Below are 24,456 nucleotides of genomic sequence, written 5' to 3'. Positions count from 1 at the left end.
ATGGCCGCCTACATCCTCAAGCGCCTGCTGCTCATGATCCCGACGCTGTTCGGCATTCTGCTGCTGACTTTTGTCGTCATCCAGTTCGTGCCGGGTGGCCCGGTCGAGCAGATGGTGGCGCAGCTGCAGGGGCGTGACACGGGGGGCGAGGGTGCGGCCGCCAGTGGTGCTGGTTACCGTGGTCGCCAGGGCGTGGACGCGGCACGCATCGCAGAGATCCGCACCTTTTATGGCTTCGACAAGCCAGCGCCCGAGCGTTTCTGGCAGATGCTGGGCCAGTACGCGCGTTTCGACCTGGGCAAGAGTTTCTTCTACCCCAAGAGCGTCTGGGAACTGGTCAAGGACAAGCTGCCGGTCTCCATCAGCCTGGGCTTGTGGACCTTCTTCCTGAGCTACCTGATCTCCATTCCCCTGGGCATCGCCAAGGCGGTACGTGCGGGCACGCGTTTCGACACGCTGACCAGCCTGATCGTGCTTATTGGGTATGCCATTCCCGGTTTTGTGCTGGGCGTGGCCCTGCTGGTGATCTTTGGTGGGCAGTTGCAATGGTTCCCGCTGCGAGGTCTGACTTCGAGCAACTGGGAAACGCTGAGCTGGGGCGCGAAGATCACGGACTATCTCTGGCACATCACGTTGCCGGTCACGGCCAGCGTGCTGGGCGCCTTTGCCGTCACCACCATGCTGACCAAGAACGCCTTCCTGGAGGAAATCCGCAAGCAGTATGTATTGACGGCACGGGCCAAGGGCCTGGGCGAGAACCGCGTGCTGTGGACGCACGTTTTCCGTAATGCGCTGATTCCCATCGTCACCGGCTTTCCGGCGGCTTTCATCGGTGCCTTTTTCGCGGGTTCCCTGCTGATCGAGACACTGTTCTCGCTCGACGGCCTGGGTCTGCTGTCCTACGAATCCGTGATGCGGCGCGACTATCCCGTGGTGCTGGGCACGCTCTACCTGTTCACGCTGATCGGGCTGGTGACCAAGCTGGTCTCCGACCTCTGCTACGTCTGGGTCGACCCCAGAGTGAAGTTCGACTGATGGCCGGCGTTTCCCTTTCTCCCTCAAAGCGCGCGTGGCTGCGTTTCAGGCGCAACCGCTTGGGCTACTGGAGTCTGCTGATCTTCTGCACACTTTTTGTGCTCAGCCTGGGTGCCGAACTCATCTCCAATGACAAGCCTCTGATCGCGCGCCACCACGGCCAGTGGTACGTGCCCATCCTGCACAACGTGCCGGAGACCGTGTTCGGAGGCGACTTCCAGACCCCGACCGACTACCTTGATCCCTATATCCAGCAGCAGTTCGCGAAACCGGGCAACTTCGCGATCTACCCGCCCAACCCCTACCACCACAGCACCATCAACTACTTCGCCAAGGAGCCCAACCCTTCAGCGCCGTCGCGTGACAACTGGCTAGGCACGGACGATCGCGGGCGCGACGTCGTCGCGCGCCTGCTCTATGGCTTCCGCATCTCGGTGCTGTTCGCGCTGGCCTTGACCTTCATCGGCGTGTTGCTGGGGGTACTCACCGGGGCCGTGCAGGGCTATTTCGGCGGCAAGATCGACCTGGGGTTCCAGCGTTTTATCGAGATCTGGGGTTCGATGCCCGAGCTCTACCTGCTGATCATCTTCTCGGCCATGTTCGACCCCAGCATTTCGCTGCTGCTGATCCTGCTCAGCCTCTTCGGCTGGATGGGCCTGTCGGATTACGTGCGGGCCGAGTTCCTGCGCAACCGCCAGCTCGACTACGTGCGCGCGGCGCGTGCCATGGGCCTGTCCAATGGGCAGATCATCTGGCGGCACATCCTGCCCAACAGCCTGACGCCCGTGGTGACCTTCCTGCCTTTCCGCATGAGCGCGGCCATCCTGGCGCTGACCTCGCTGGACTTCCTGGGCCTGGGCGTGCCGCCGGGCACACCTTCGCTGGGTGAGCTGCTGGCCCAGGGCAAGAACAACATCGACGCTTGGTGGATTTCGCTGTCCACTTTCGGCGTGCTGGTCATCACCCTGTTGCTGCTGACTTTCATGGGCGATGCCTTGCGCGACGCGCTGGACCCACGCAAGGCGGAAAAATGAACGAGCTTCTTCTGGACGTCCATGACTTGCGCGTCGCCTTTGGCGGCAAGGAAGTGGTGCGTGGCCTCGATTTCCGGATCGCGCCGGGGGAGAAGGTGGCGCTGGTGGGGGAGTCTGGCTCCGGCAAGACCGTCACGGCGCTCAGTCTCCTTCGTCTGCTGCCGGAGGCCATGGTCAGCGGGAGGGCGGGGTTTGCAGGCAGCGACGGTGACGCGGATCTGCTGACCTTGCCCGAGCGTGACTTGCGCGGCATCCGCGGCCGCGACATCGCCATGATTTTCCAGGAGCCCATGACGGCGCTCAACCCCCTGTACACCATCGGTGACCAGATCACCGAGGTGCTGCAGCTCAAGCTCGGCCTGGACCGCGGCATGGCCCTGACGCGGGCGGTGGAGCTGCTGGCCGACACCGGCATCCCGCAGCCTGAGGAGCGCGTCAAGGCCTATCCGCACCAGCTCAGCGGCGGTCAACGCCAGCGCGCCATGATTGCCATGGCCCTGGCCTGCCAGCCCAGGCTGCTGCTGGCCGACGAGCCGACCACCGCGCTGGACGTGGCCCTGCGGGGCCAGATCCTGGATCTGCTGGACAGCCTGCAGACAAAGCACGGGATGGCCATCTTGATGATCACCCACGACCTGAACCTGGTGCGGCGCTTCGCCAGCCGGGTCATCGTGATGGAGAACGGCCGGATTGTGGAGCAGGGGACGGTAGCTGAGGTCTTTGCTCGGCCGCAACACCCCTACACCCGCAGCCTGATCGACAGCCGCCCAGTGCGCGACGTGCAGGAGGTACCGCCGCAGGCGCAAGCGCCAGCGCTGATGCAGGCACAGGGCCTGCGTGTGAGCTACCCCACGCCCTTGCCTGGCCTGCGCGGCTGGTTCCGGCGCGGCGAATTCGTGGCCGTGCAGGGTGCCAGCTTCAGCATTCCGCCGGGCCACACCCTGGGGGTGATCGGCGAGTCGGGCTCGGGAAAATCGACCCTGGCCCTGGCGGCCCTGGGCCTGCTGCCCTTTGGTGGGGAACTGCGCGTGGACGGCCAGTTCTGGGGCCGGGACCAAGCCCGCAACAAGGCCTTGCGCCGCACCGTGCAGGTGGTGTTCCAGGACCCCTTCTCTTCGCTTTCGCCGCGCCTCACGGTGGAGGAGATCGTCGGTGAGGGTTTGACCATCCATGCTTCGGAGCTATCAAAAGAGGAGCGAAAAGCCAAGGTGGAAAGGGCCCTTGAAGAGGTGGGCTTGCCCGAAACCCAGTTTCCCGGCCTGCTGCAGCGCTACCCGCACGAGTTTTCCGGCGGTCAACGCCAGCGCCTCGCGATCGCGCGGGCGCTGATTGTGGAGCCCCGCCTGATCGTGTTGGACGAACCCACCAGCGCCCTGGACGTGACCATCCAGAAGCAGGTCTTGCAACTGCTGCAGCGCCTGCAGCGGGAGCGGGGGTTGAGCTACCTGCTGATCACCCATGACGTGGACGTGATCCGGGCCATGGCGCACGAGGTGCTGGTCATGAAGGGCGGGGACATCGTCGAATCCGGGCCGGTTTCGGCCCTGCTGGATGCCCCGGCCCACCCCTACACCCGTACCCTGGTGCAGGCGGCGGCCTGAAATAGCCCCGCCCGGGGTGAAATCGCCTTGAAAATCAAGGCTCTAATCCCGGTTTTCGGGTACAATGCCGCAATTCTCGACCAAACGGGCGGATTACCAACCGCCCTTTTTTTATGGTCGAACGCTTTTGATGGCCAGGGAAGGGCAACGTTGACACTGCAGCAGATCGTCGAGCAGACCGTGACCGGTTTCGGTTACGACTTGGTGGAGATAGAACGCTCCGCCGGGGGCCTGCTGCGCGTGACGATCGATCTGCCCTGGGAGCCCCAGGCCGGTGAGCGTTTTGTGAATGTCGAGGACTGTGAGAAGGTCACGCGCCAGCTGCAGTACACCCTGGAAGTCGAGGGCATCGAGTACAAGCGGCTCGAAGTGTCCTCGCCGGGCATCGATCGCCCGTTGCGCCACGAGAAAGATTTCGAGCGTTTTGCCGGCCAGGTGGTCGACATCACGCTGAAGGCCCCCATGGGGGCGGCGGCGGCCGGCCAGGTGGCGGCCAACCGCAAGAAGTTTCGCGGCACGCTCGAGCGCGTGACCGCTGCCGACGGCAGCATGGGCTGGCAGATCGTCTGGAGCGACGCGCCGGAGCCCAAGCCGGGTCAGAAGGTGAGCAAGAAGCGTGCGCCGGCGCCCCTGCAGGCGCTGGGTTTCACGCTGGACGAGTTGCGCGAGGCGCGCCTGGCGCCTATCGTGAGTTTCAAGGGCCGCAGCGATACACAAGCTGGGGCCACGGGTCATTGAGGGTATTGGAGGTTAGAGGCATGAATCGCGAACTGTTGATGCTGGTGGAAGCCATTTCCCGCGAAAAGAACGTCGAACGCGACGTGGTGTTTGGCGCGGTCGAATCGGCTCTGGCGCAAGCCACGAAGAAGCTGTACGAAGGCGACGTGGACATCCGCGTGGCGATCGACCGCGACAGCGGCGTCTATGAGACGTTCCGTCGCTGGCACGTCGTTCCCGACGAGGCCGGACTGCAACTGCCCGACCAGGAAATCCTGCTGTTCGAAGCCAAAGAACAGATTCCCGACATCGAGGTGGATGAGTACATTGAGGAAGCCGTCGAGTCCCTGCCGATCGGCCGCATCGGCGCCATGGCGGCCAAGCAGGTCATCCTGCAGAAGATCCGTGACGCCGAGCGCGAGATGCTGCTCAACGACTTCATGTCGCGTGGCGAGAAGATTTTCGTGGGCACTGTCAAGCGCATGGACAAGGGTGACATCATTGTCGAGTCCGGCCGTGTCGAAGGTCGCCTGCGCCGTGGCGAGATGATCCCCAAGGAAAACCTGCGTACCGGCGATCGCGTGCGCGCCATGATCATGGAGGTGGACCTGACGCTGCGCGGTGCTCCCATCATCCTGTCGCGTTCGGCGCCCGAATTCATGATCGAGCTGTTCCGCCAGGAAGTGCCCGAGATCGAGCAGGGCCTGCTGGAGATCAAAAGCTGCGCCCGTGACGCTGGTTCGCGCGCCAAGATCGCCGTGCTGTCGCATGACAAGCGCGTCGACCCCATCGGCACCTGCGTCGGCGTGCGCGGCACCCGCGTCAACGCCGTCACAAACGAACTCGCTGGCGAGCGCGTGGACATCGTGCTGTGGAGCGAAGACCCCGCCCAGTTCGTGATCGGCGCGCTGGCCCCGGCCAATGTGCAGTCCATCGTGGTGGACGAGGAAAAGCACGCGATGGACGTGGTGGTGGACGAGGAAAACCTGGCCATCGCCATCGGCCGTGGCGGCCAGAACGTGCGCCTGGCGTCCGACCTGACCGGTTGGAAGATCAACATCATGGACGCCGCTGAATCGGCCGAGAAGCAGGCCACCGAGACCGGCTCGCTGCGCGCCCTGTTCATGGCCAAGCTGGATGTGGACGAAGAGATCGCTGATATCCTGATCGCCGAGGGTTTCACCAGCCTGGAAGAGGTGGCTTACGTGCCGCTGCAGGAAATGCTGGAGATCGAGTCCTTCGACGAAGACACCGTCAACGAGCTGCGTGCCCGTGCCAAGGACGCCCTGCTGACGATGGAGATCGCCCGCGAGGAAAGCGTCGAGGAAGTGTCCCAGGACCTGCGCGACCTCCAGGGCCTGACGCCCGAGCTGATCGCCAAGCTGGCCGACGGCGGTGTGCACACGCTGGACGACCTGGCCGATCTGGCGGTCGACGAGCTCACCGAGATCACTGGCCAGTCCGAGGACGAAGCCAAAGCCCTGATCATGAAAGCGCGCGAGCATTGGTTTACCAATGAAACCGCTTCTCAAGAGTCATTGTCATGAATATATAAGTTCAGTAAAGGCTGGCTTTGCCCTCCGGGCTTGTCATGCCGTAGCTAAAGGCCCCACACCAAATGTCCAGTACGACCGTCGCCGAGTTTGCAACCGAACTCAAGAAGTCAACCGATACCCTGCTTGAGCAGCTGAAGGCCGCAGGCGTGGCCAAGGCGTCCGAAGCCGACACCCTGACCGATGCCGACAAGCAGCGCCTGCTGGGTTTCCTGCAGGCCAGCCATGGCACGGCCACGGCTGAGCGCAAGAAGATCACGCTGACCAAGAAGTCGACCAGCGAGATCAAGCAGGCCGACGCCAGCGGCAAGGCCCGCACCATTCAGGTCGAGGTGCGCAAGAAGCGCACCTTCGTGCGTCGCGAGGATGGCAGTGAGGTGGTGGAAAACGCTGCGGAAGTCGCCGCACCGGCCCCGTCGCCGTCCGTGCCGGCTGCACCGGTGATCGACGACGCCGAACTGGCCCGCCGCGAGGAAGAAGCCCGCCGTCAGGCCGAACTGATCCGCCGCCAGGAAGAAGAACTGGCTGAACGTCGTCGCCAGCGCGAGGCTCAGGAGGCCCAGGAGCGCGAAGCCGCGGCCAAGGCTGCCGAAGAGGCCAAGTCTCAGCCGGTCAAGCCGGTGGTTGACGAGGACGCCGTCAAGGCTGTCGCCCAGGCCAAGGCCGCGGCGGAAGCCAAGGTGCGTGCCGACGAGGAGCTGGCGCGCGCCGATCTGGACTCGCGCCGCCGCAAGGCCGAGGCCGAAGCCGCGGCCATCCGCACCATGATGTCCAGCGCGGCCAAGAAGCCGCCGGTGGTCAAGAAGGAAGAACCCAAGCCGATCGCGGAAGCCAAGAAGGGCACGCTGCACAAGCCGGCTGCCGGCACCACCACGGCCAAACCTGCCAAGCCTGGAACTACGGCGGCACCCGCAGCGGGTGCCGGTGCTGGCAAGGAAATCAAGTCGGCCAAGCTGTCGTCCAGCTGGGCTGGTGATCCGGCCAAGAAGAAGGCCATCCCGACCCGCGGCGACACCAGCGGCGGCGTCGGTCGCAGCAGCTGGCGGGGTGGCCCGCGCGGCAAGCGCGGTCACGACCGCGATGATCAGCAGACCCAGGCCGCGCCGGCCGAAGCCCGCGTCATCGAAGTGCACGTGCCCGAGACCATCACCGTGGCCGAACTGGCGCACAAGATGGCCGTGAAAGCCTCGGAGGTTATCAAACACCTGATGAAGCTGGGCCAGATGGTCACCATCAACCAGCCACTGGACCAGGACACGGCCATGATCGTGGTCGAGGAAATGGGCCACAAGGCCATCGTGGCGGCACTGGATGATCCCGAAGCCTTCACCGACGAGGAAGTGTCGGAACAACACGGTGAATCCCTGCCGCGCGCTCCGGTCGTGACCGTCATGGGTCACGTCGACCACGGCAAGACCTCGTTGCTGGACTACATCCGCCGCGCCAAGGTCGCCGCGGGCGAGGCCGGCGGCATCACGCAGCACATTGGTGCCTACCACGTGGAAACGCCGCGCGGGATGATCTCCTTCCTGGACACTCCGGGTCACGAGGCCTTCACGGCCATGCGTGCCCGTGGCGCCCAGGCGACCGACATCGTGATCCTGGTGGTGGCCGCCGACGACGGCGTCATGCCGCAGACCCGGGAAGCCATCAAGCACGCCAAGGCGGCCGGGGTTCCCATCGTCGTGGCCATCAACAAGATCGACAAGCCCGATGCCAACCCGGACCGCGTGAAGCAGGAACTGGTGGTGGAAGAGGTGGTGCCCGAGGAGTTCGGCGGTGACTCGCCCTTCGTACCCGTATCGGCCAAGACCGGCCAGGGTATCGATGCCTTGCTGGAGCAGGTGCTGTTGCAGGCCGAGGTGCTGGAGCTCAAGGCTCCGGTCGACGCCATGGCCAAGGGTCTGGTCATCGAGGCCAAGCTGGACAAGGGCCGCGGTCCGGTCGCCACCGTGCTGGTGCAGACCGGTACGCTCAAGACCGGCGACGTGGTGCTGGCCGGCCAGACCTATGGCCGCGTGCGTGCCATGCTGGACGAAAACGGCAAGCCGATCAAGTCGGCTGGCCCGTCCATCCCGGTGGAAATCCAGGGCCTGACGGAAGTGCCCCAGGCGGGTGATGAGTTCATGGTGCTGTCCGACGAGCGCCGCGCGCGCGAGATTGCCACGTACCGTGCGGGCAAGTTCCGCAACACCAAGCTGGCCAAGCAGCAGGCCGCCAAGCTGGAGAACATGTTCTCCGACATCTCCGCTGGCGAAGTCAAGATGCTGCCCATCATCGTCAAGGCCGATGTGCAGGGTTCGCAGGAAGCTCTGGCAGCCTCGCTGCTCAAGCTCTCGACCGAAGAGGTCAAGGTACAGCTCGTGTATGCAGCTGTCGGTGGCATCAGCGAGTCCGATGTCAACCTGGCGATCGCCTCCAAGGCTCTCATCATCGGCTTCAACACCCGTGCGGATGCCGGTGCGCGCAAGCTGGCCGAAGGCAACGACGTAGAGATCCGCTACTACAACATCATCTATGACGCCGTCGATGAATTGAAGGCTGCCATGTCGGGCATGCTGGCACCGGAGAAGCGGGAAGAGGTCATCGGCATGGCCGAGATCCGTACCGTCTTTGTGGCCTCCAAAATCGGTACTGTGGCCGGCTGTATGGTCACCGCCGGTTTCGTCACCCGCAGTGCGCATTTCCGCCTTTTGCGCGACAACGTGGTCATCTACACCGGCGAACTCGACTCGCTCAAGCGCCTCAAGGACGATGTGCGCGAGGTCAAGGAAGGTTTCGAGTGCGGTATCAAGCTCAAGAACTACAACGACATCAAGGAAGGTGATCAGCTGGAGTTCTTCGAGGTGAAAGAGATCGCCCGTACGCTGTAAACCATGCCGGCCAAAAAGTCATCCACTCCGAACCGCGGCTTCAAGGTCGCCGATCAGATCCAGCGCGATCTGACGGAGTTGATCGCGCGCGAGTTGAAAGACCCGCGTGTGGGCATGGTGACGCTGCAAAGCGTGGAGGTCACGCCCGACTACGCGCATGCCAAGGTCTGGTTCAGCGTCCTGGTCGGTGACCCGCAGGAGACTCAGGATGCGTTGAACCAGGCCGCAGGTTTCCTGCGCAATGGTTTGTTCAAGCGTCTGCACATTCACACCGTGCCGACCTTGCATTTCCTGTTCGACCGCACGACCGAGCGGGCCGCCGACATGAATGCGCTGATCGCGCAGGCCGTCGCGTCGCGTTCCAAAGACGAGGGTTGACCATGCAAGCGCCACGCACCAGGGTGCAAAGGCGCCCTGTGCATGGGGTGCTTTTGCTGGATAAACCGCTCGGACTCTCGAGCAACAATGCGTTGCAAAAGGCCAAGTGGCTGTTGCGCGCCGAAAAGGCCGGTCACACCGGCACGCTTGACCCGCTGGCCACGGGCGTGCTGCCCATCTGCTTTGGCGCCGCCACCAAGTTCAGCCAGTTGCACCTCGATGCCGACAAGACCTACGAGACCACGGTGCGTCTGGGTGTGCGCACCAGCACGGCCGATGCCGAGGGGGAGGTCATAGAGACCCGTCCGGTGAACTGCACCCTGGGCCAGGTGGTGGAGGTTCTTGACCAGTTCATGGGCCCGATCCGTCAGATACCGCCCATGCACAGCGCGCTCAAGAAAGACGGCAAGGCCCTGTACGAATATGCCCGCGAAGGCGAGACCGTCGAGCGCGAGCCCCGCGATGTGGTGATCCATGAACTGGAACTGCTGGACGTGCAGCTGCAGGGCGACGAGCCGTTCCTACGCCTGCGCGTGAAATGCAGCAAGGGTACCTACATCCGCACCCTGGGTGAAGACATCGGCGAGGCCCTGGGGTGCGGCGGCCATCTGGTGGCACTGCGTCGCATCGCCACCGGTTCGTTTGACCAGACCCAATGCGTGACCCTGGAGGGATTGGAGCGCATGAACGAGGCCGAGCGTCCTGTCCAGCTCAAGCCGGTCGATGCGCTTCTGGACGGTCATGCCGCCGTCACGCTCGACAAAGAAAATGCCGGTCGTTTCCTCAGCGGCCTGCGCCGTCGTGGCAACTGGCCGGATAACGACCAGATCGCCGTTTACGGCGATCAACCCCACGCGTTGCTGGGCACCGCCCATGCCAAGGCGGGGGAACTCATACCCGGGCGCCTGTTGAGCCCGATCGAAATCCAACAAATCCTGGAAAGCCAACCATGAGCCATAAACAGATCCGCAATATCGCCATCATCGCCCACGTCGACCACGGCAAGACCACCATGGTGGATCAGCTGTTGCGCCAGTCCGGTACCTTTGCCGAACACGAGAAGGTGGTGGACACCGTGATGGACAACAATGCCATCGAAAAAGAGCGCGGCATCACCATCCTGGCCAAGAACTGCGCCGTGACCTGGGAAGGCACGCACATCAACATTGTCGATACCCCCGGCCACGCCGACTTTGGTGGTGAGGTGGAGCGCGCCCTGTCCATGGTGGACGGTGTGGTGCTGCTGATCGACGCGCAGGAAGGTCCGATGCCGCAGACGCGCTTCGTGACCAAGAAGGCACTGGCCCTGGGTCTCAAGCCCATCGTGGTCGTGAACAAGGTCGACAAGCCCGGCGCCAATCCGGACAAGGTGGTCAACGCGGCCTTCGACCTGTTCGACAAGCTCGGCGCCAACGACGAACAGCTCGACTTCCCCGTGGTCTACGCCTCCGGCATCAATGGCTGGTCCTCGCTGGAAGAGGGTGCACCGGGTGAGCAGTGGGGCCCCGACATGTCGGCCCTGTTCAACACCATCCTGAAGCACGTGCCTTCGCAGAAGGGTGATCCGACCGCGCCGCTGCAACTGCAGATTTCCGCGCTGGACTTCTCCACTTTCGTGGGCCGCATCGGCGTGGGCCGCATCAGCCAGGGCACGATCAAACCCGCCATGGATGTGGTTGTGATGGAAGGGCCGGACGGCAAGGCCGTCAAGGGCCGGATCAACCAGGTGCTGACTTTCCAGGGCTTGGAGCGTGTACAGGCCACGGAGGCCGGTCCGGGGGAAATCGTGCTGATCAACGGCATTGATGAAATCGGCATCGGCGTGACCATCACCGACCCGCTCAAGCCGGCACCGCTGCCCATGCTCAAGGTCGACGAGCCGACTCTGACCATGAATTTCTGCGTCAACACCAGCCCGCTGGCTGGACGCGAAGGCAAGTTCGTGACCAGCCGTCAGATCTGGGACCGCCTGCAGAAAGAGCTGCAGCACAACGTCGCTCTGCGCGTCAAGGAAACAGACGAAGAGGGTATTTTCGAAGTGATGGGTCGCGGTGAATTGCACCTGACCATCCTGCTGGAAAACATGCGTCGCGAAGGTTACGAACTGGCCGTGTCCAAGCCGCGCGTGATGTTCAAGGAGATCAACGGCGAGAAGTGTGAACCTATCGAGCTGGTCACCGCTGACATCGAGGAGCAGCACCAAGGCGGCGTGATGCAGGCCCTGGGCGAGCGCAAGGGCGAACTGGTGAACATGGAGCCGGACGGCCGCGGTCGAGTCCGTCTGGAATACCGCATCCCGGCCCGTGGCCTGATCGGCTTCTCCAACGAGTTCCTTAACCTGACCCGTGGTTCTGGCCTGATCTCCAACATCTTCGACGGTTACGAGCCGCACAAGGGCGACATCGGTGGCCGTAAAAACGGCGTGCTGATCTCCATGGACGCCGGTGAAATCTTCACCTATGCCCTGGGCAAGCTGGACGACCGTGGCCGCATGTTCGTCAAGGCCAATGACCCGGTGTACGAAGGCATGATCGTCGGCATCCACAACCGCGACAACGACCTCGTGGTCAACGCCACCCGTACCAAGCAGCTTACCAACTTCCGAGTGAGCGGCAAGGAAGACGCGATCAAGATCACGCCGCCAATCGACTGCACGCTGGAATACGGCGTGGAGTTCATCGAGGACGACGAGCTGGTCGAAATCACGCCCAAGTCGATCCGACTGCGCAAACGTCACCTGACCGAAAACGAACGCAAGCGCGCCGGCAAGAGCCTCTGAACGGCTGTTCACAGCTGAAGGGCGATGAAGCTGACGCACCAGCGTGCCGTGTGGGTGATGGTGGCGGTGGCCCTGATGTGGTCCATCGCCGGCGTCGTCACGCGGCAGCTGGAGGCGGCGCGCAGCTTTGAGGTCACCTTCTGGCGTAGCTTTTTCACGGCCATCTCGCTGCTCGTGATCTTGCCGCTGTGGCGCGGGCCGGCAGCCATCTGGCGTCAGCTGCGCAGCGCGCCAGCAGCACTCTGGTGGTCCGGCCTGTGCTGGAGCGCCATGTTCACCACCTTCATGCTGGCCCTGACCATGAGCAGCGTGGCCGGGGTGCTGGTGATCTCCTCGCTCAGCCCCCTGTTTACCGCGCTGCTGGCATGGATCTTCCTGCGCCAGCACATCGCCTGGTTCACCTGGATGGCCATCGCGCTGGCCGGTGTTGGTATGGCCTGGATGTTCGGCGGGCAGCTGGGGCGAGACAGCGGCGCGGGCCTGTTTGTGGCGCTTTTTGTGCCACTGAGTTCGGCCATCAACTGGATCGTGGTGCAGCACGCCCATGCCAAGGGTGAGGACGTGGACCTGATTCCTTCGGTGCTGGTGGGAGGCATGCTCTCTGCACTGGTCACGCTACCGCTGGCGCTGCCCCTGCAAGCCACTGCGCACGACATCGGCCTGCTCGCACTTTTGGGATTGGTGCAACTGGCCATACCCTGTACCTTGGTGGTGATCTGCGCGCGCGTGCTCAAGGCGCCAGAGGTCTCCCTGCTGGCGCAATTGGAAATCATTTTTGGCATCCTGCTGGTCTGGCTCGGTGCAGGTGAGCGACCCGCTACCACCGTACTGCAGGGCGGCGCCTTGGTGTTGTTCGCGCTGGTCGCCAACGAATTGATGGTCTGGAAGAAGAAACAATGACATCCCCCATTGCCTATACCTGCCCCGAGGTATTGACCGAAGTTCATGGCCATCTCGGCTGCATTACCCTGAACCGTCCGCGCGCTCTCAATGCCTTGTCCCTGCCCATGATCCGGGCCCTGGCCGCTGCATTGTTGGCCTGGCGTGAAGACCCGAAGGTGCAGGCGGTCGCCATTCGAGGCATGGGCAAGGAAGGGCCTTTTGGCGCCTTCTGCGCCGGAGGCGACATCCGCTTCTTCCATCAGGCCGTGCTGCGTGGCGATGCTGAGCTGGAAGACTTCTTCACCGAGGAATACGCGCTCAATCACCTGATCCACCACTATCCCAAGCCCTACATCGCCTTCATGGATGGTGTGGTCATGGGGGGTGGCATGGGCATCAGTCAGGGGGCCAAGCTGCGTATCGTCACACCACGTACCAAGATGGCCATGCCCGAGACCAATATCGGTCTTTTCCCCGATGTCGGCGGCGGCTGGTTTCTGGCGCGTTGCCCGCGCCATGGCGGCGAATGGCTGGCCTTGACCAGTGAAGTCGTCGGTGCAGCCGACGCGCTGGCGCTGCAACTGGCCGATGCCTGCTTCGATGCGGCACGCGTTGCGGAGGCCTGGGAGGCGTTGGCCGGGTTGACGAGTTTCGATGTGACCAGCTTGCAGACCTGGCAGAAGGATTACATCACGTCAGCACCCGCCGCGACTCTGCCGCTGGACACCATCGCTCGCTGCTTCGAACAGCCAGACGTGCTGCACATCTTGCTGGCACTGGAAAAGGAAACCGGTGAGTGGGCGGCCAGCACCGCCAAGGCCCTGCGCATGCATTCCCCGCTGATGCTGGAGGTCACGCTGCAACAGATACGCCGCGGGGCCGGCATGAGCCTGGCCGACGAGCTGCGCATGGAGCGGGACATGGTGCGGCACTGCTTCAACGCGCGCCACCTGAATCGCTACATGACGGCAACCGACACCATGGAAGGCATACGTGCCCTGGTGATCGACAAGGACCGCACGCCCAAATGGGTACCTGCACGACTGGAGGATGTGACACCGGCCATGGTTGACGGTTTCTTCGTCTCGCCCTGGCCGGCGCACGCGCATCCGCTGCGCGAACTGGCCTGAGCAAGCTGCTCAGAGCTGGTGGTAAACCGCTTGCGCCAGTTGCAGCAGCTGTTCGCGTGTCAGCGCACCTGACAGGGCATAGGCAAAGCCTCCCTCCACCCAATAGAAACCCGGGACCGGGCCATCGGCGGTGTAACGGAATTCTGTACTGGCGTCGCGAGTCCGTATCTCTCCGGGGGTGCTGCCCAGATAGAGGGTGACCCGTTCGCCGCGTTTGTTCTGGTACATGAACTGGGCACGCGCCCCGTCACTGCCCGGCAGTAGCCGGCCACCGACCAGATCGAAACCCTGCTGGTTCAGTTTGGGCAGCTTGAGCGGACGCCCCAGGCGCTTGGACAGCCATTGCACAAGGTGCTCCTCCTGGGCCGAACCAACTTCAACGGGGTGCCGCACCTCGGGCACGAAGACGGCGTGGGCCAGGGAGGCTTGCTGAACAAACTCCCGGACAGGCTGGGCGCGCGCCAGCGTCGACGCGGGATCCATCTGGCCGTGCATCAACCAGCCCAGGCCAAAAGCCAGCGCCAAACCAGCCGCCATGCCTCCCCAACGCCACCATTGCTGGACTTGCTGGTGGGCTTGGCCGGCCCGGCCGGCGGCGGCCAGCAGGCTGGCGGGGACGGCTTCCTGCAGCACATTCTGGTGCAGTCCGCGCAGCAATGTGAGCTGGCGTTGCCAGGCTTGCAGGGTGGCCGTGGCTGCGGGGTCGCGTGCCAGGCGGGCTTCGAGCGCCGCCCGTGCGACCGCATCCAGCTGGCCATCCAGCAGGGCATGCAGCTCTTCTTCACTGACAGGGTGGTCGGGGCGTATGTCCATGGTCTTCTTCGTCAGGTTCACTTGAGACGCCGCAGGGAGGGGGTCACAGCAGTCTCGGGTGGCGTCGTCATGAGCTCCTGCAGTCGGCTGCGCGCGCGCGACAGGCGCGACATGACCGTGCCTACCGGCACGCCCGTGATGCGGGCAACTTCGGTATACGACAGGTCCTCCAGTGTGACCAGCAGCAGCACCACGCGCTGATCCTCGGGCAGGCGCAAGAGACAGCGCTGCAGATCGATGGCGCTGTCTAAGGGGGCCATCGGGGCAGCAGACTCCTGGCCTGGCTCATCGATGTCCAGGGGGCGGGCCAATTCACCCTGGCGCAGGGTATGTCGTACCTGGCTCACATAGAGGTTGTGCATCAGGGTGAACAACCAGGCCCGCAGGTCTGAGCCCACCCGCCACAGCCGCCACTTGGCGCAGGCACGCTCCAGGGTGTCCTGCACCAGATCGTCGGCGGCCCACGCATCCCCGGTCAGCGCACGCGCATAACGGCGCAGGCCAGGGATCTGTTCGACGAGGGCGGGGCGTTCCATCTGCCGTGAACTCTATAGGGAGAAGGGATCCCGCCCTAAAAGCCTCAAGGGCGGGCCAGTTGCCAGACCTTGTTGAAACCGTCGCCGGTGCGGTCGCCGGGTTTCATGTCCTTGGCCCAGTAGTACAGGGGTTTGCCCTTGATGGCCCACTGCTTCTTTCCATCGTCGCGCGTGATGATGCTGTAATCACCGCTGGCCTGATCCATGTCGCCAGCCATCAGGGGCGGCCAGTTGGTGGCGCAGGGGCCGTTGCAGACGGATTTGCCGCTGCCGGCCGTATCGCGGTCAAAGGTGTAGAGCGTCATGCCGTTGGGGCCGGTCAGTACGCCATCGGATACCTTGGCAGGGCCGGCGGCCATGGAGGCGCAGCCGACCAGCAAGGCAGCACTCAGGGTGAGAAACAGGAAGGCGCGTTTGGCGGGGTGGGCAGTCAAAGTCATGTTCATCTCCGTCGGGTTGCGGCACAAAAGCGTGCTCAACGGGATAAACGCTGGCTGGTCCCGGTTTATTCCATGCACCTGAAAATAAATCAGCGGCTGCGACTTTTCATGGCGCGCTCCACCTCGCGCTTGCCCTCGCGGTCCTTGATGGTGTCGCGCTTGTCATGCTCGGCCTTGCCTTTGGCCAGGCCGATTTCGCATTTGATCTTGTTGCTTTTCCAGTGCAGGTTCAGGGGCACCAGGGTGTAGCCCTTCTGCTCGACTTTTCCGATCAGGCGGCGGATCTCGTCCTTCTTGAGCAGCAGTTTCTTGGTGCGAACGGCATCCGGTCGGACGTGGGTGGAGGCGGTCTTGAGCGCATTGATCTGGCAGCCGATGAGGTACATCTCGCCGTCGCGGATCACCACATAGCCGTCGGTCAGCTGCACCTTGCCCTCGCGCACGGCCTTGACTTCCCAGCCTTCCAGCACCATGCCGGCCTCGAAGCGTTCCTCGATGAAATAATTGAAGACGGCCTTCTTGTTGTCGGCAATGCGGGCAGGTGTTTCGGGTTTTTTGGCCATGAAGTTCAGTTGGGGGCGGGCGCCAAACTTACAATTCCGTTTGGGGTGCGAGCCCTGCATTCTATGAAAACCGTCCACAAGTCCGTTCTCATCTGGTACAGCCCGCAGGAAATGTACGCACTGGTTACCGGTGTGGCCGACTATCCGCAGTTCCTGCCGTGGTGTGACCACGCCCACATCATCGAAGCCCATGAGGGCGGCGCCACGGCCGAGGTGGGCATCGCTTTCAGCGGCATCCATCAAAGTTTCACCACCCGCAATACCCATGTCCCCGGCAGCGAGGTCAAGATGGAACTGGTCAAGGGGCCGTTTTCAAAGCTCGAAGGCTACTGGAACTTCCGGCCGGTGGGCGAGGGCGGTCAGCGGGCCTGCAAGGTCGAGCTGACCCTGAACTATGGGTTCTCCAATGCTCTGTTGGGCAAGTTGGTCGGCCCGGTGTTTGACAAGATTGCGGCCAGCCTGGTCGATGCCTTCGTCAAGCGGGCCGAGCAGGTTTACGGGGCCTGAAGTGGACATCGAAGTCCTGGTCGTCTACGCGCCAGCAGCCCGTCAGGTGTGTGAGCTGGTCCTGCGCCTACCGGCTGGCAGCAACGTGGCCCAGGCCCTGCAGGCCAGCGGTCTGGCCAGGCAGCACCCAGAGCTTGATTTGCAGCATGCGCCGGTGGGGGTCTGGGGCCGCAAGGCGAACCGCGATCAGGTCCTGCGAACGCAGGACCGGGTGGAGGTGTACCGGGTTTTGCGTGTCGATCCCAAGGTGGCGCGGCGTGAGCGTTTTGCCAAACAGGGGGCCGGCCGGGCCGGTCTTTTTGCCCAGAAGCGGCCCGGGTCCAAGACGGGCTACTGATTACCTGCAGTTTTCGTTGATGATGCTCTGCAGCCGCTGGCCTTCGGCGGCGATGGCATTTTCGTCGAAGAACTCGCGTTCGCCCTTTTCGTTGACGCGGCTCATGCGCGCGCCCGAGTCCAGGCTAGCCTTAGCCTGCTGGGCACGTTGACAGCTCTCGGCCATGGCGCGGGTGTTGCGCTCTTCCTCTGCCTTGCGCTTGGCAGCGTCGGCTTCCTCGGCCTGTTTCCTCTTGTCTTGCAGAGACTTGTCCACACCGGCCGGGGCGGCTGCAGTGGGCGTTGCTGCTGCAGGCGCTGTGACCGACTCAGCGGAGCTGCGACCACCGGGCCGTTTGAGAATGTTTTTCTCGGGGATATCGGACGGCGGCGCCCGGTCGCTGAAGACCTTGCGGCCATCCTTGTCCATCCATTGCCATTGGGCGCCGGCCGTGAGCGCATAGACGCACAGGGCCAGGCAGATCAGGGGGCGGATCGGTTTCATGTCAGCAGTGTAGCGCCGCCAAGCTGAATTTTCCCTGACCTGTTGCCTGTTTGCAGCGGGCGGATCGTGGAGGGCCGCTGCAAACAGGCATCGAGGCGGGTACAATCCGTTTTTTGGAGCTTAGACATGCGCCTTCTAGGTAAAGCGCTCACCTTCGACGATGTGTTGCTGGTGCCAGCGTACTCCCAGGTCCTGCCCAAGGACACCTCTCTTTCGACCCGTTTCTCCCGCAATATCTCCCTGAACCTGCCCTTGGTCTCTGCGGCCATGGACACGGTCACTGAAGCCCGTCTGGCGATCGCCATCGCCCAGGAAGGCGGCATGGGCATCGTGCACAAGAACCTCAGCGTGGCCGAGCAGGCCGCGCAAGTGGCCAAGGTCAAGCGCTACGAATCCGGCGTACTGCGCGATCCGGTGGTCATCAGCCCCACGACGACAGTGCGTGATGTCATGAAGCTGTCCGACGAGCTGGGGATTTCGGGCTTTCCGGTGGTGGATGGCGGCAAGGTGGTTGGCATCGTGACCGGTCGCGACCTGCGCTTCGAAACCCGTTACGAGCTGCCGGTGCGCGAGATCATGACGCCCCGCGCGCGCTTGATCACCGTGCCTGATGGCACTACCCCGGCCGAGGCCAAGGCCCTGCTGAACAAGCACAAGCTGGAACGACTGCTGGTTGTCAACGATGCTTTCGAGCTCAAGGGCCTGATCACTGTCAAGGACATCACCAAGCAGCTGAACTTCCCGAACGCCGCGCGTGACGCCTCAGGTCGCCTTCGTGTGGGCGCGGCGGTGGGCGTGGGTGAGGGCACCGAGGCCCGGGTCGAGGCCCTGGTCAAGGCCGGTGTGGACGCCATCGTGGTGGACACGGCCCACGGCCATAGCAAGGGCGTGATCGACCGCGTGCGCTGGGTCAAGCAGACCTATCCGCAGGTGGACGTGATCGGCGGCAATATCGCCACCGGCGCTGCCGCGCTGGCCCTGGTGGAGGCTGGCGCCGACGCCGTCAAGGTCGGTATCGGTCCTGGCTCCATCTGCACCACCCGCATCGTGGCCGGTGTGGGCGTGCCCCAGATCATGGCCATCGACAATGTGGCCACGGCGCTCAAGGGCACGGGTGTGCCGCTGATCGCCGACGGCGGTATCCGCTACAGCGGTGACATCGCCAAGGCCATCGCGGCCGGCGCCGGCACCGTCATGATGGGGGGCATGTTCGCCGGTACCGAAGAGGCGCCCGGCGAGATTGTGCTGTTCCAGGGGCGTAGCTACAAGAGCTACCGCGGCATGGGCTCCATCGGGGCCATGCAGCAGGGCAGTGCCGACCGCTACTTCCAGGAATCCACGGCCGGAAATCCGCAAGCCGACAAGCTGGTGCCCGAGGGCATCGAAGGCCGCGTGCCCTACAAGGGCTCGGTGGTCGCCATCATCTTCCAGATGGCCGGCGGCCTGCGTGCCAGCATGGGGTATTGCGGTTGCGCCACCGTCGAGGAGATGCGCAACAAGGCCGAGTTCGTGGAAATCACTTCGGCGGGCATCCGCGAGAGCCACGTGCACGACGTTCAGATCACCAAAGAAGCGCCCAACTACCGCGCTGACTGAGAAAACCGCAGCCCGGGCCCGAACCCCCATCCACGGCGTTCGGGCCTTCGCCTTTCAGATTGCCAGAACTGCTCCCGTACCGCCATGCAACACCAGAAGATCCTCATCCTCGATTTCGGCTCCCAGGTCACGCAGCTGATCGCGCGCCGTGTGCGCGAGGCGCATGTGTACTGCGAGGTCCATCCCTGTGATGTGACGGATGAATGGGTGCGTGAATTCGCTGCCGACGGGCATCTCAAGGGGGTGATCCTCTCGGGCAGCCACGCCAGCGTCTACGAGGAAACCACCGACAAGGCCCCGCAGGCGGTGTTTGATCTGGGCGTGCCGGTGCTGGGCATTTGTTACGGTATGCAGACCATGGCGCAGCAGCTCGGCGGCAAGGTCGAGAGCGGGCATCAGCGCGAGTTCGGTTACGCCGAGGTGCGCGCCCATGGCCACACCGCCCTGCTCAAGGACATTGCCGACTTCAGCACCCCCGAAGGCCACGGCATGCTCAAGGTCTGGATGAGCCACGGTGACAAGGTCACGGCCTTCCCGCCCGGCTTCAAGCTCATGGCGTCCACGCCCAGCTGCGCCATCGCCGGCATGGCCGACGAGCAGCGCCGCTTTTATGCTGTGCAGTTCCATCCCGAGGTCACCCACACGGTACAGGGCCGGGCGATCCTCGAGCGCTTCGTGCTGGAGATCTGCGGCACCCGCGCGGACTGGGTCATGCGTGACCATGTGGCCGAGGCGGTGGAGGCCATCCGCAAGCAGGTAGGCAAGGAAGAGGTGATCCTGGGCCTGTCCGGTGGTGTTGACTCGTCCGTGGCTGCGGCACTGATCCACCGCGCCATCGGTGACCAGCTGACCTGTGTGTTCGTGGACCACGGACTGTTGCGTCTGAACGAGGGCGACATGGTTATGGACATGTTCGCGGGCAAACTGCACGCGCGCGTGATCCGGGTCGATGCGAGTGAATTGTTTCTAGGCAAGCTGGCCGGTGTCAGCGAGCCCGAACAGAAGCGCAAAATGATCGGTGGCCTCTTCGTCGACGTCTTCAAGGCCGAAGCGGCCAAGCTCAAAGGCGAGGGTGCCCAGGGTGCCAAGTGGCTGGCGCAGGGCACCATCTATCCGGACGTCATCGAGTCGGGTGGCGCCAAGAGCAAGAAGGCCGTCACCATCAAGAGCCACCACAACGTCGGTGGGCTGCCCGAGCAGCTCGGTCTCAAGTTACTGGAGCCGCTGCGCGACCTGTTCAAGGACGAGGTGCGTGAACTCGGCGTGGCCCTGGGCCTGCCGCATGACATGGTCTACCGTCACCCCTTCCCGGGCCCGGGCCTGGGGGTGCGCATCCTGGGGGAGGTGAAAAAGGATTACGCCGACCTGCTGCGCCGGGCCGACGCCATCTTCATCGAGGAGCTGCGTTCGACCATTGAGCCTATCTCGGGCAAGACCTGGTATGAGTTGACCAGCCAGGCCTTCGCTGTGTTCCTGCCGGTCAAGAGCGTGGGCGTGATGGGCGATGGCCGTACCTACGACTACGTGGTGGCCCTGCGCGCTGTGCAGACCAGTGATTTCATGACGGCAGACTGGGCCGAGCTGCCCTATGCCCTGCTCAAGAAGGTATCGAGCCGCATCATCAACGAGGTGCGCGGCATCAACCGCGTAACCTACGACGTGAGCTCCAAGCCGCCGGCCACCATCGAGTGGGAGTAAGCAGCAGAGAGCTGGCCTAGCCGGTCCAGTGCTCCTGCCGGTGGATGAGGTAGGTCGGCGGCACATAACTGCCCGCTTGCGCTCCTTCCGGCGGGTGCGGCAGATGCAGCCGTAGCTGCGCCGCTTCCGAATAGGCCAGTGCCACCTGATTGGCTGCCTGCAGCATGGCAGGGTCCTGGATCACCGTGTTGGCCTTGCCGCGGATCTGGACCATGCGCCACGAGCCGTCGTGGTTGCGCTGCAGTTCGATCGTCGCCATGCGCCTGCCATTGCGGCGTAGGGAAAAGACCCGAGTGGCGCCGCTGGCACAGGCATTGACGTAGGTGCCGATGCAGTGCCGCTGCTCCAGCCCTTCTTCAGCCAGCAAGGAGCCGGTGTCCAGTTCCACCGCAAGAAAGGGGCCGGCAACGTAGCGCGGTAGCAGGGCGACCCAGCGCACGTCCTTTTCAGGATCGACGGTGACCAGCAACGCGCGGTGCCAGGCGTCGGAGCGGCGGCACAGGGAGCGCCAGGTCACGCCCTTGAGCACGGCCGTCTGCGAATAGATGAAATCGGATACATCTTGTGCATCGTGCGGCAGATTGGCCTCATCCTCCGGGGACAGGCGGGCTCGCATGATGGCGCGCAGGAAGATGCGGGCGTTTTCCTCACGCAGCGGCCCCGGGCGTCCGCGCGTGCGGTCGAGGATGCGTTCGACCCCCCGCAAGGCAGGCTGGCAACGTTCGATGTACAGCGGTTCGTTCTGCAGCGCGCTGGCGAGCAGGTTGATGAAATGGTTGAAGGCCCCCAGGATGCGTACCGAAGGCGGGAAGAACTGCAGCACAAAACGCAGTACGTCGTTGTCTTGCTTGATCAGGAAACGCCAGCCTTGCGCGCTCATTCCAGCGGCCAGGAAACGCGCCCGAACCGCGTCGAAAAACCCTGCCCCCAGCGCCAGGCCAAGTCCGGAACCGGGGCTCAGGCCCAGGTCGAGCAGCGGCAGACCGCCGTCACCGGGGGCGTAGGGGAGCAAGGGCAGCCTGGCGGCCACATGGGCAACCTGGCCGAGGTTCGCGCCGGGTCCGTAAATGGCCTGCGACAGTTCCAGCACCCGAGCGTCCAGCGCGTCGCGCAGCAGGGTGCCGCAGTGGGCTTCATCCAGCTTCAGTTCACCGACCTGCCTGACCTTGGCCTTGAGCGGGCCGCGTTCCAGCAACAGGCGCACACGGCCATGGGCCAATTTGAGCCGGGCCTGCCACTCGCCGGGCCCCGGGAAAGGGGCGGACACGGCATCGCGCAGGGGCAGGACCGGATCGATGCCATCCGAGTAGGAGTGCTGGTGCAGCAAGCCATGCAGGGCCGAGAGATCTTGCACGGTCAGTTCACGCGCGTGGGCAAGGGCCAGGGTGCAATAGGCGGGCTGCACGTCGGCCATGTCCCGCCATTGGAAGCGCGCGTTGCGGTTGATGAAAATCTGCAGCTCATCCGCGTCCAGGTCGATCAGAAAGCCCCAGGACACGTCGCCGCAGCTGTGCAGCGCGGCCGCCGGCATGAAAGGGAAACCGGCGTGCCAGCCTTCCAGCTCGGGGAAATTGGCAAAGGCTTCGGCCCACGTGCTCTGCCGGCAGGTTTCGCCGAAATGGTCTTCGCAGAAGTCCTGGAGCACGGCCTGGTCGGCTTCACCAGGAAAATGGCCGCGCTCCAGGCCGACCATCTTCAGCGAGCGTGCATAAGTGCTCAGGCGGGCATTGCTGACGCTGCGCAGGTAGGCCAGCAATTCAGCGAGCACACCTTCGCTGCTGCGCTCGCCATACAGCCGTTGCAGCTTGTTCTCGCCATTGATCCGGAATCCCACCAGCGCGCCGCTCATGCCTGTACCTGTCGTGCCCCGAACTTGTCTCTGTGCTGGACAAAGATAGCAGAAAGTGCGCGCCTCATGCGAAGTCAGCCCTTGGCCCGGCAGGTCATGCCGACCCCGGCGTGACCTGCGGGCTGGAACATGCCATCATAGGCAGGTGAGCAAGCCCGCCCGTGCTGATGACGTATTGGCCCCGAGTGATGGGGCGCCGGAAGCCTTTCGCTCGGTGGACCCACGGCAACTCTGGCAACTGGCGCCTCGTCGCACCCGTTTACAGGTGTTGGCTGCCTGGCTGTTGAGCGTTGCCCTGAGCATCGTCCTGGGACTGGTCACCGTGGTCCAGCAATGGTCGGGGCTGCCGCTGTCCTTCGGCGGCCTGGACGTCTACGTCACGGTCTACCCCCCCTTGCTGATCTGCCTCTGGTGGGCCTTGAACTTCGGCTGGTGGTGGGGCGCGATACCGGCCTACCTGGCCACGCTGTCGCTGGCGCTCTATGCGGGCATGCCATGGGCCTGGGCCCTGTTGTTTGCCTGTGCCAATCCCCTGGGCTTTGCCGTGCTGGTGCTGGGTTACCGCGCGATCGCCGTATCGCGCGGCCTGCGCACGCTGGAATCCCTGCTGGTCTACATCCACCTGGCCTTCGTGGCCAGCGTATTCGGCTCCGCCGGGGCGCTGGTCTGGTGTTATACCAATCGCATCGACACCACGGCGGCGTTGGCGATCTGGCAGGGCTGGTGGCTGGGTGCCTTCCTGCAAAGCGTGTTGCTGGTTGGGCCCCTGCTGTATCTGAGCTGGCCGGCCATGTCGCGCTGGCAGATCCGCAACCCGGCCTACCTCAGTCTGGAGGCCACACAGCCGCGCTTGCGTGTGCTGAGGCTGATCGCCGTCATGTTGTTAGGGGTGTTGGCCTATGGTTTCGTCACGATTGGATTGGGCAATAGCCGGGTAGAAGGTGCCATAAAGGGTGGCGATACCATTGCCATCACTCAGGCAGCGGAGATCCTGGGGGCGACCAGTTGGGCTTTCTACTGGATCTTTGCGCTCATCATCCTGTTCCTGGCCTTTTTCGGTTATCGCTTTTTCATGCATTGGCATACGCTGTCCAGCGAACTGATCATCAAGCTCGAGCAGGCCAACGCAGAACTGGCCGTCATGGCGCGTACCGATGCGTTGAGCGGACTGAACAACCGGCGTGTCAGTGAACAGTACATACAGGAGCAATGGAAGCGGGCCCTGCGCGGCGAATCCTCGGGCCTGCTGATGATCGACATCGATCATTTCAAGAACATCAACGACCAGCACGGGCATGATGCCGGCGATGCTGTGATCCGTGCCCTGGCCCAGCAACTGCGCATCCAGCTGCGCGGCATCGATATCGCCGGCAGATGGGGAGGCGAGGAGTTTGTCGTGGTGCTGCCCAACACCGACCGGGACGGGATGCTCAAGCTGGCCGAGCGCCTGCGGGAGCAGGTGGGTCGCAGCCCCGTGCGTTATGGCCAGCGCGACATCGCCTACAGCGTCAGTATCGGCGCCAGCATGATCTCCCCCGATGATCGTTCGGCCGAGATGGCCCTGAAGCGGGCGGACCAGTCCCTTTACACCGCCAAACAGCAGGGGCGCAATCGCACCGTTCTGGCTGAATTGCACTGAAGCCTGCGGCCTG

Annotated in this window: 22 protein-coding genes; 16 read left to right on the top strand and 6 right to left on the bottom strand. The window is 63.7% G+C overall.

Annotation, left to right across the window (positions count from 1 at the left end):
- From AC07NT_RS07540 to AC07NT_RS07490, 11 genes are all read left to right on the top strand, one after another.
- Nucleotides 1–1,035: a microcin C ABC transporter permease YejB gene (locus tag AC07NT_RS07540; RefSeq protein ID WP_498597092.1), complete on the top strand. Its 1,035-nt coding sequence runs from the start codon at nucleotides 1–3 to the stop codon at nucleotides 1,033–1,035.
- Nucleotides 1,035–2,069, top strand: coding sequence for an ABC transporter permease (locus tag AC07NT_RS07535; RefSeq protein WP_498597093.1), 1,035 nt, complete (start codon nucleotides 1,035–1,037; stop codon nucleotides 2,067–2,069). Before AC07NT_RS07540 ends, AC07NT_RS07535 begins: the two co-directional genes overlap by 1 nt.
- Entirely contained in the window at nucleotides 2,066–3,670 is a 1,605-nt protein-coding gene (locus AC07NT_RS07530) for an ABC transporter ATP-binding protein (protein ID WP_498597094.1), read from the top strand. Before AC07NT_RS07535 ends, AC07NT_RS07530 begins: the two co-directional genes overlap by 4 nt.
- Before the next feature lie 150 nt (nucleotides 3,671–3,820).
- A complete protein-coding gene (gene rimP, locus AC07NT_RS07525) occupies nucleotides 3,821–4,408 on the top strand; it encodes a ribosome maturation factor RimP (RefSeq protein ID WP_498597095.1) in 588 nt (195 codons plus the stop codon).
- Between the two features lie 20 nt (nucleotides 4,409–4,428).
- Nucleotides 4,429–5,934 (top strand): transcription termination factor NusA, encoded by a 1,506-nt coding sequence (gene nusA / locus AC07NT_RS07520; RefSeq protein WP_498597096.1) that lies wholly within the window; start codon nucleotides 4,429–4,431, stop codon nucleotides 5,932–5,934.
- A gap of 71 nt (nucleotides 5,935–6,005) precedes the next feature.
- Nucleotides 6,006–8,813, top strand: coding sequence for a translation initiation factor IF-2 (gene infB, locus AC07NT_RS07515; RefSeq protein ID WP_498597097.1), 2,808 nt, complete (start codon nucleotides 6,006–6,008; stop codon nucleotides 8,811–8,813).
- Nucleotides 8,814–8,816: 3 nt separating this feature from the next.
- Nucleotides 8,817–9,191: a 30S ribosome-binding factor RbfA gene (gene rbfA, locus AC07NT_RS07510; RefSeq protein WP_498597098.1), complete on the top strand. Its 375-nt coding sequence runs from the start codon at nucleotides 8,817–8,819 to the stop codon at nucleotides 9,189–9,191.
- 2 nt (nucleotides 9,192–9,193) lie between these two features.
- Nucleotides 9,194–10,144, top strand: a complete 951-nt coding sequence (gene truB, locus AC07NT_RS07505; RefSeq protein WP_498597099.1) for a tRNA pseudouridine(55) synthase TruB — start codon at nucleotides 9,194–9,196, stop codon at nucleotides 10,142–10,144.
- Entirely contained in the window at nucleotides 10,141–11,970 is a 1,830-nt protein-coding gene (typA, locus tag AC07NT_RS07500) for a translational GTPase TypA (RefSeq protein ID WP_498597100.1), read from the top strand. The genes truB and typA overlap by 4 nt, the downstream gene beginning before the upstream one ends.
- Before the next feature lie 24 nt (nucleotides 11,971–11,994).
- The gene (locus AC07NT_RS07495) at nucleotides 11,995–12,870 is read left to right on the top strand and encodes a DMT family transporter (protein WP_498597101.1); all 876 of its coding nucleotides are present in this window, start codon (nucleotides 11,995–11,997) and stop codon (nucleotides 12,868–12,870) included.
- On the top strand, nucleotides 12,867–13,982 hold the full coding sequence (locus tag AC07NT_RS07490) for an enoyl-CoA hydratase/isomerase family protein (RefSeq protein WP_498597102.1): 1,116 nt from the start codon (nucleotides 12,867–12,869) through the stop codon (nucleotides 13,980–13,982). Before AC07NT_RS07495 ends, AC07NT_RS07490 begins: the two co-directional genes overlap by 4 nt.
- A 9-nt stretch (nucleotides 13,983–13,991) precedes the next feature.
- Here AC07NT_RS07490 and AC07NT_RS07485 read toward each other — a convergent pair whose 3' ends face one another.
- The 4 genes from AC07NT_RS07485 to smpB form a co-directional block, all read right to left on the bottom strand.
- A complete protein-coding gene (locus AC07NT_RS07485) occupies nucleotides 13,992–14,795 on the bottom strand; it encodes an anti-sigma factor family protein (protein ID WP_498598482.1) in 804 nt (267 codons plus the stop codon).
- Nucleotides 14,796–14,812: 17 nt separating this feature from the next.
- On the bottom strand, nucleotides 14,813–15,331 hold the full coding sequence (locus AC07NT_RS07480) for an RNA polymerase sigma factor (protein WP_498597103.1): 519 nt from the start codon (nucleotides 15,329–15,331) through the stop codon (nucleotides 14,813–14,815).
- Nucleotides 15,332–15,375: 44 nt separating this feature from the next.
- The gene (locus AC07NT_RS07475) at nucleotides 15,376–15,771 is read right to left on the bottom strand and encodes a COG4315 family predicted lipoprotein (protein WP_498597104.1); all 396 of its coding nucleotides are present in this window, start codon (nucleotides 15,769–15,771) and stop codon (nucleotides 15,376–15,378) included.
- Nucleotides 15,772–15,860: 89 nt separating this feature from the next.
- On the bottom strand, nucleotides 15,861–16,334 hold the full coding sequence (smpB, locus tag AC07NT_RS07470) for an SsrA-binding protein SmpB (RefSeq protein ID WP_498597105.1): 474 nt from the start codon (nucleotides 16,332–16,334) through the stop codon (nucleotides 15,861–15,863).
- A gap of 63 nt (nucleotides 16,335–16,397) precedes the next feature.
- Here smpB and AC07NT_RS07465 point away from each other — a divergent pair, with 63 nt between their 5' ends.
- Both AC07NT_RS07465 and AC07NT_RS07460 read left to right on the top strand, forming a co-directional pair.
- Nucleotides 16,398–16,841: a type II toxin-antitoxin system RatA family toxin gene (locus tag AC07NT_RS07465; RefSeq protein WP_498597106.1), complete on the top strand. Its 444-nt coding sequence runs from the start codon at nucleotides 16,398–16,400 to the stop codon at nucleotides 16,839–16,841.
- 1 nt (nucleotide 16,842) lies between these two features.
- Nucleotides 16,843–17,178 (top strand): RnfH family protein, encoded by a 336-nt coding sequence (locus AC07NT_RS07460; RefSeq protein WP_498597107.1) that lies wholly within the window; start codon nucleotides 16,843–16,845, stop codon nucleotides 17,176–17,178.
- On the opposite strand, the gene AC07NT_RS07455 is transcribed toward AC07NT_RS07460, so the two are convergent.
- On the bottom strand, nucleotides 17,179–17,661 hold the full coding sequence (locus AC07NT_RS07455; RefSeq protein ID WP_498597108.1) for a DUF4124 domain-containing protein: 483 nt from the start codon (nucleotides 17,659–17,661) through the stop codon (nucleotides 17,179–17,181). It abuts the gene before it with no gap.
- A 126-nt stretch (nucleotides 17,662–17,787) separates the two neighbouring features.
- Between AC07NT_RS07455 and guaB the strand changes: the two genes are divergently transcribed.
- Both guaB and guaA read left to right on the top strand, forming a co-directional pair.
- Complete coding sequence (gene guaB, locus AC07NT_RS07450; protein WP_498597109.1) at nucleotides 17,788–19,257, top strand: IMP dehydrogenase; 1,470 nt, start codon at nucleotides 17,788–17,790, stop codon at nucleotides 19,255–19,257.
- A gap of 84 nt (nucleotides 19,258–19,341) precedes the next feature.
- On the top strand, nucleotides 19,342–20,955 hold the full coding sequence (guaA, locus tag AC07NT_RS07445) for a glutamine-hydrolyzing GMP synthase (protein WP_498597110.1): 1,614 nt from the start codon (nucleotides 19,342–19,344) through the stop codon (nucleotides 20,953–20,955).
- A gap of 16 nt (nucleotides 20,956–20,971) precedes the next feature.
- Here guaA and AC07NT_RS07440 read toward each other — a convergent pair whose 3' ends face one another.
- Nucleotides 20,972–22,804 (bottom strand): PcfJ domain-containing protein, encoded by a 1,833-nt coding sequence (locus AC07NT_RS07440; protein ID WP_498597111.1) that lies wholly within the window; start codon nucleotides 22,802–22,804, stop codon nucleotides 20,972–20,974.
- Between the two features lie 145 nt (nucleotides 22,805–22,949).
- On the opposite strand from AC07NT_RS07440, the gene AC07NT_RS07435 reads away from it, so the two are divergent.
- Nucleotides 22,950–24,443 (top strand): sensor domain-containing diguanylate cyclase, encoded by a 1,494-nt coding sequence (locus AC07NT_RS07435; protein WP_498597112.1) that lies wholly within the window; start codon nucleotides 22,950–22,952, stop codon nucleotides 24,441–24,443.
- The last annotated feature ends 13 nt before the right edge of the window (nucleotides 24,444–24,456 follow it).

The organism is Hylemonella sp. GW821-FHT10B10, from assembly GCF_059415585.1.
This window is presented reverse-complemented; position numbering and strand designations above follow the sequence as displayed.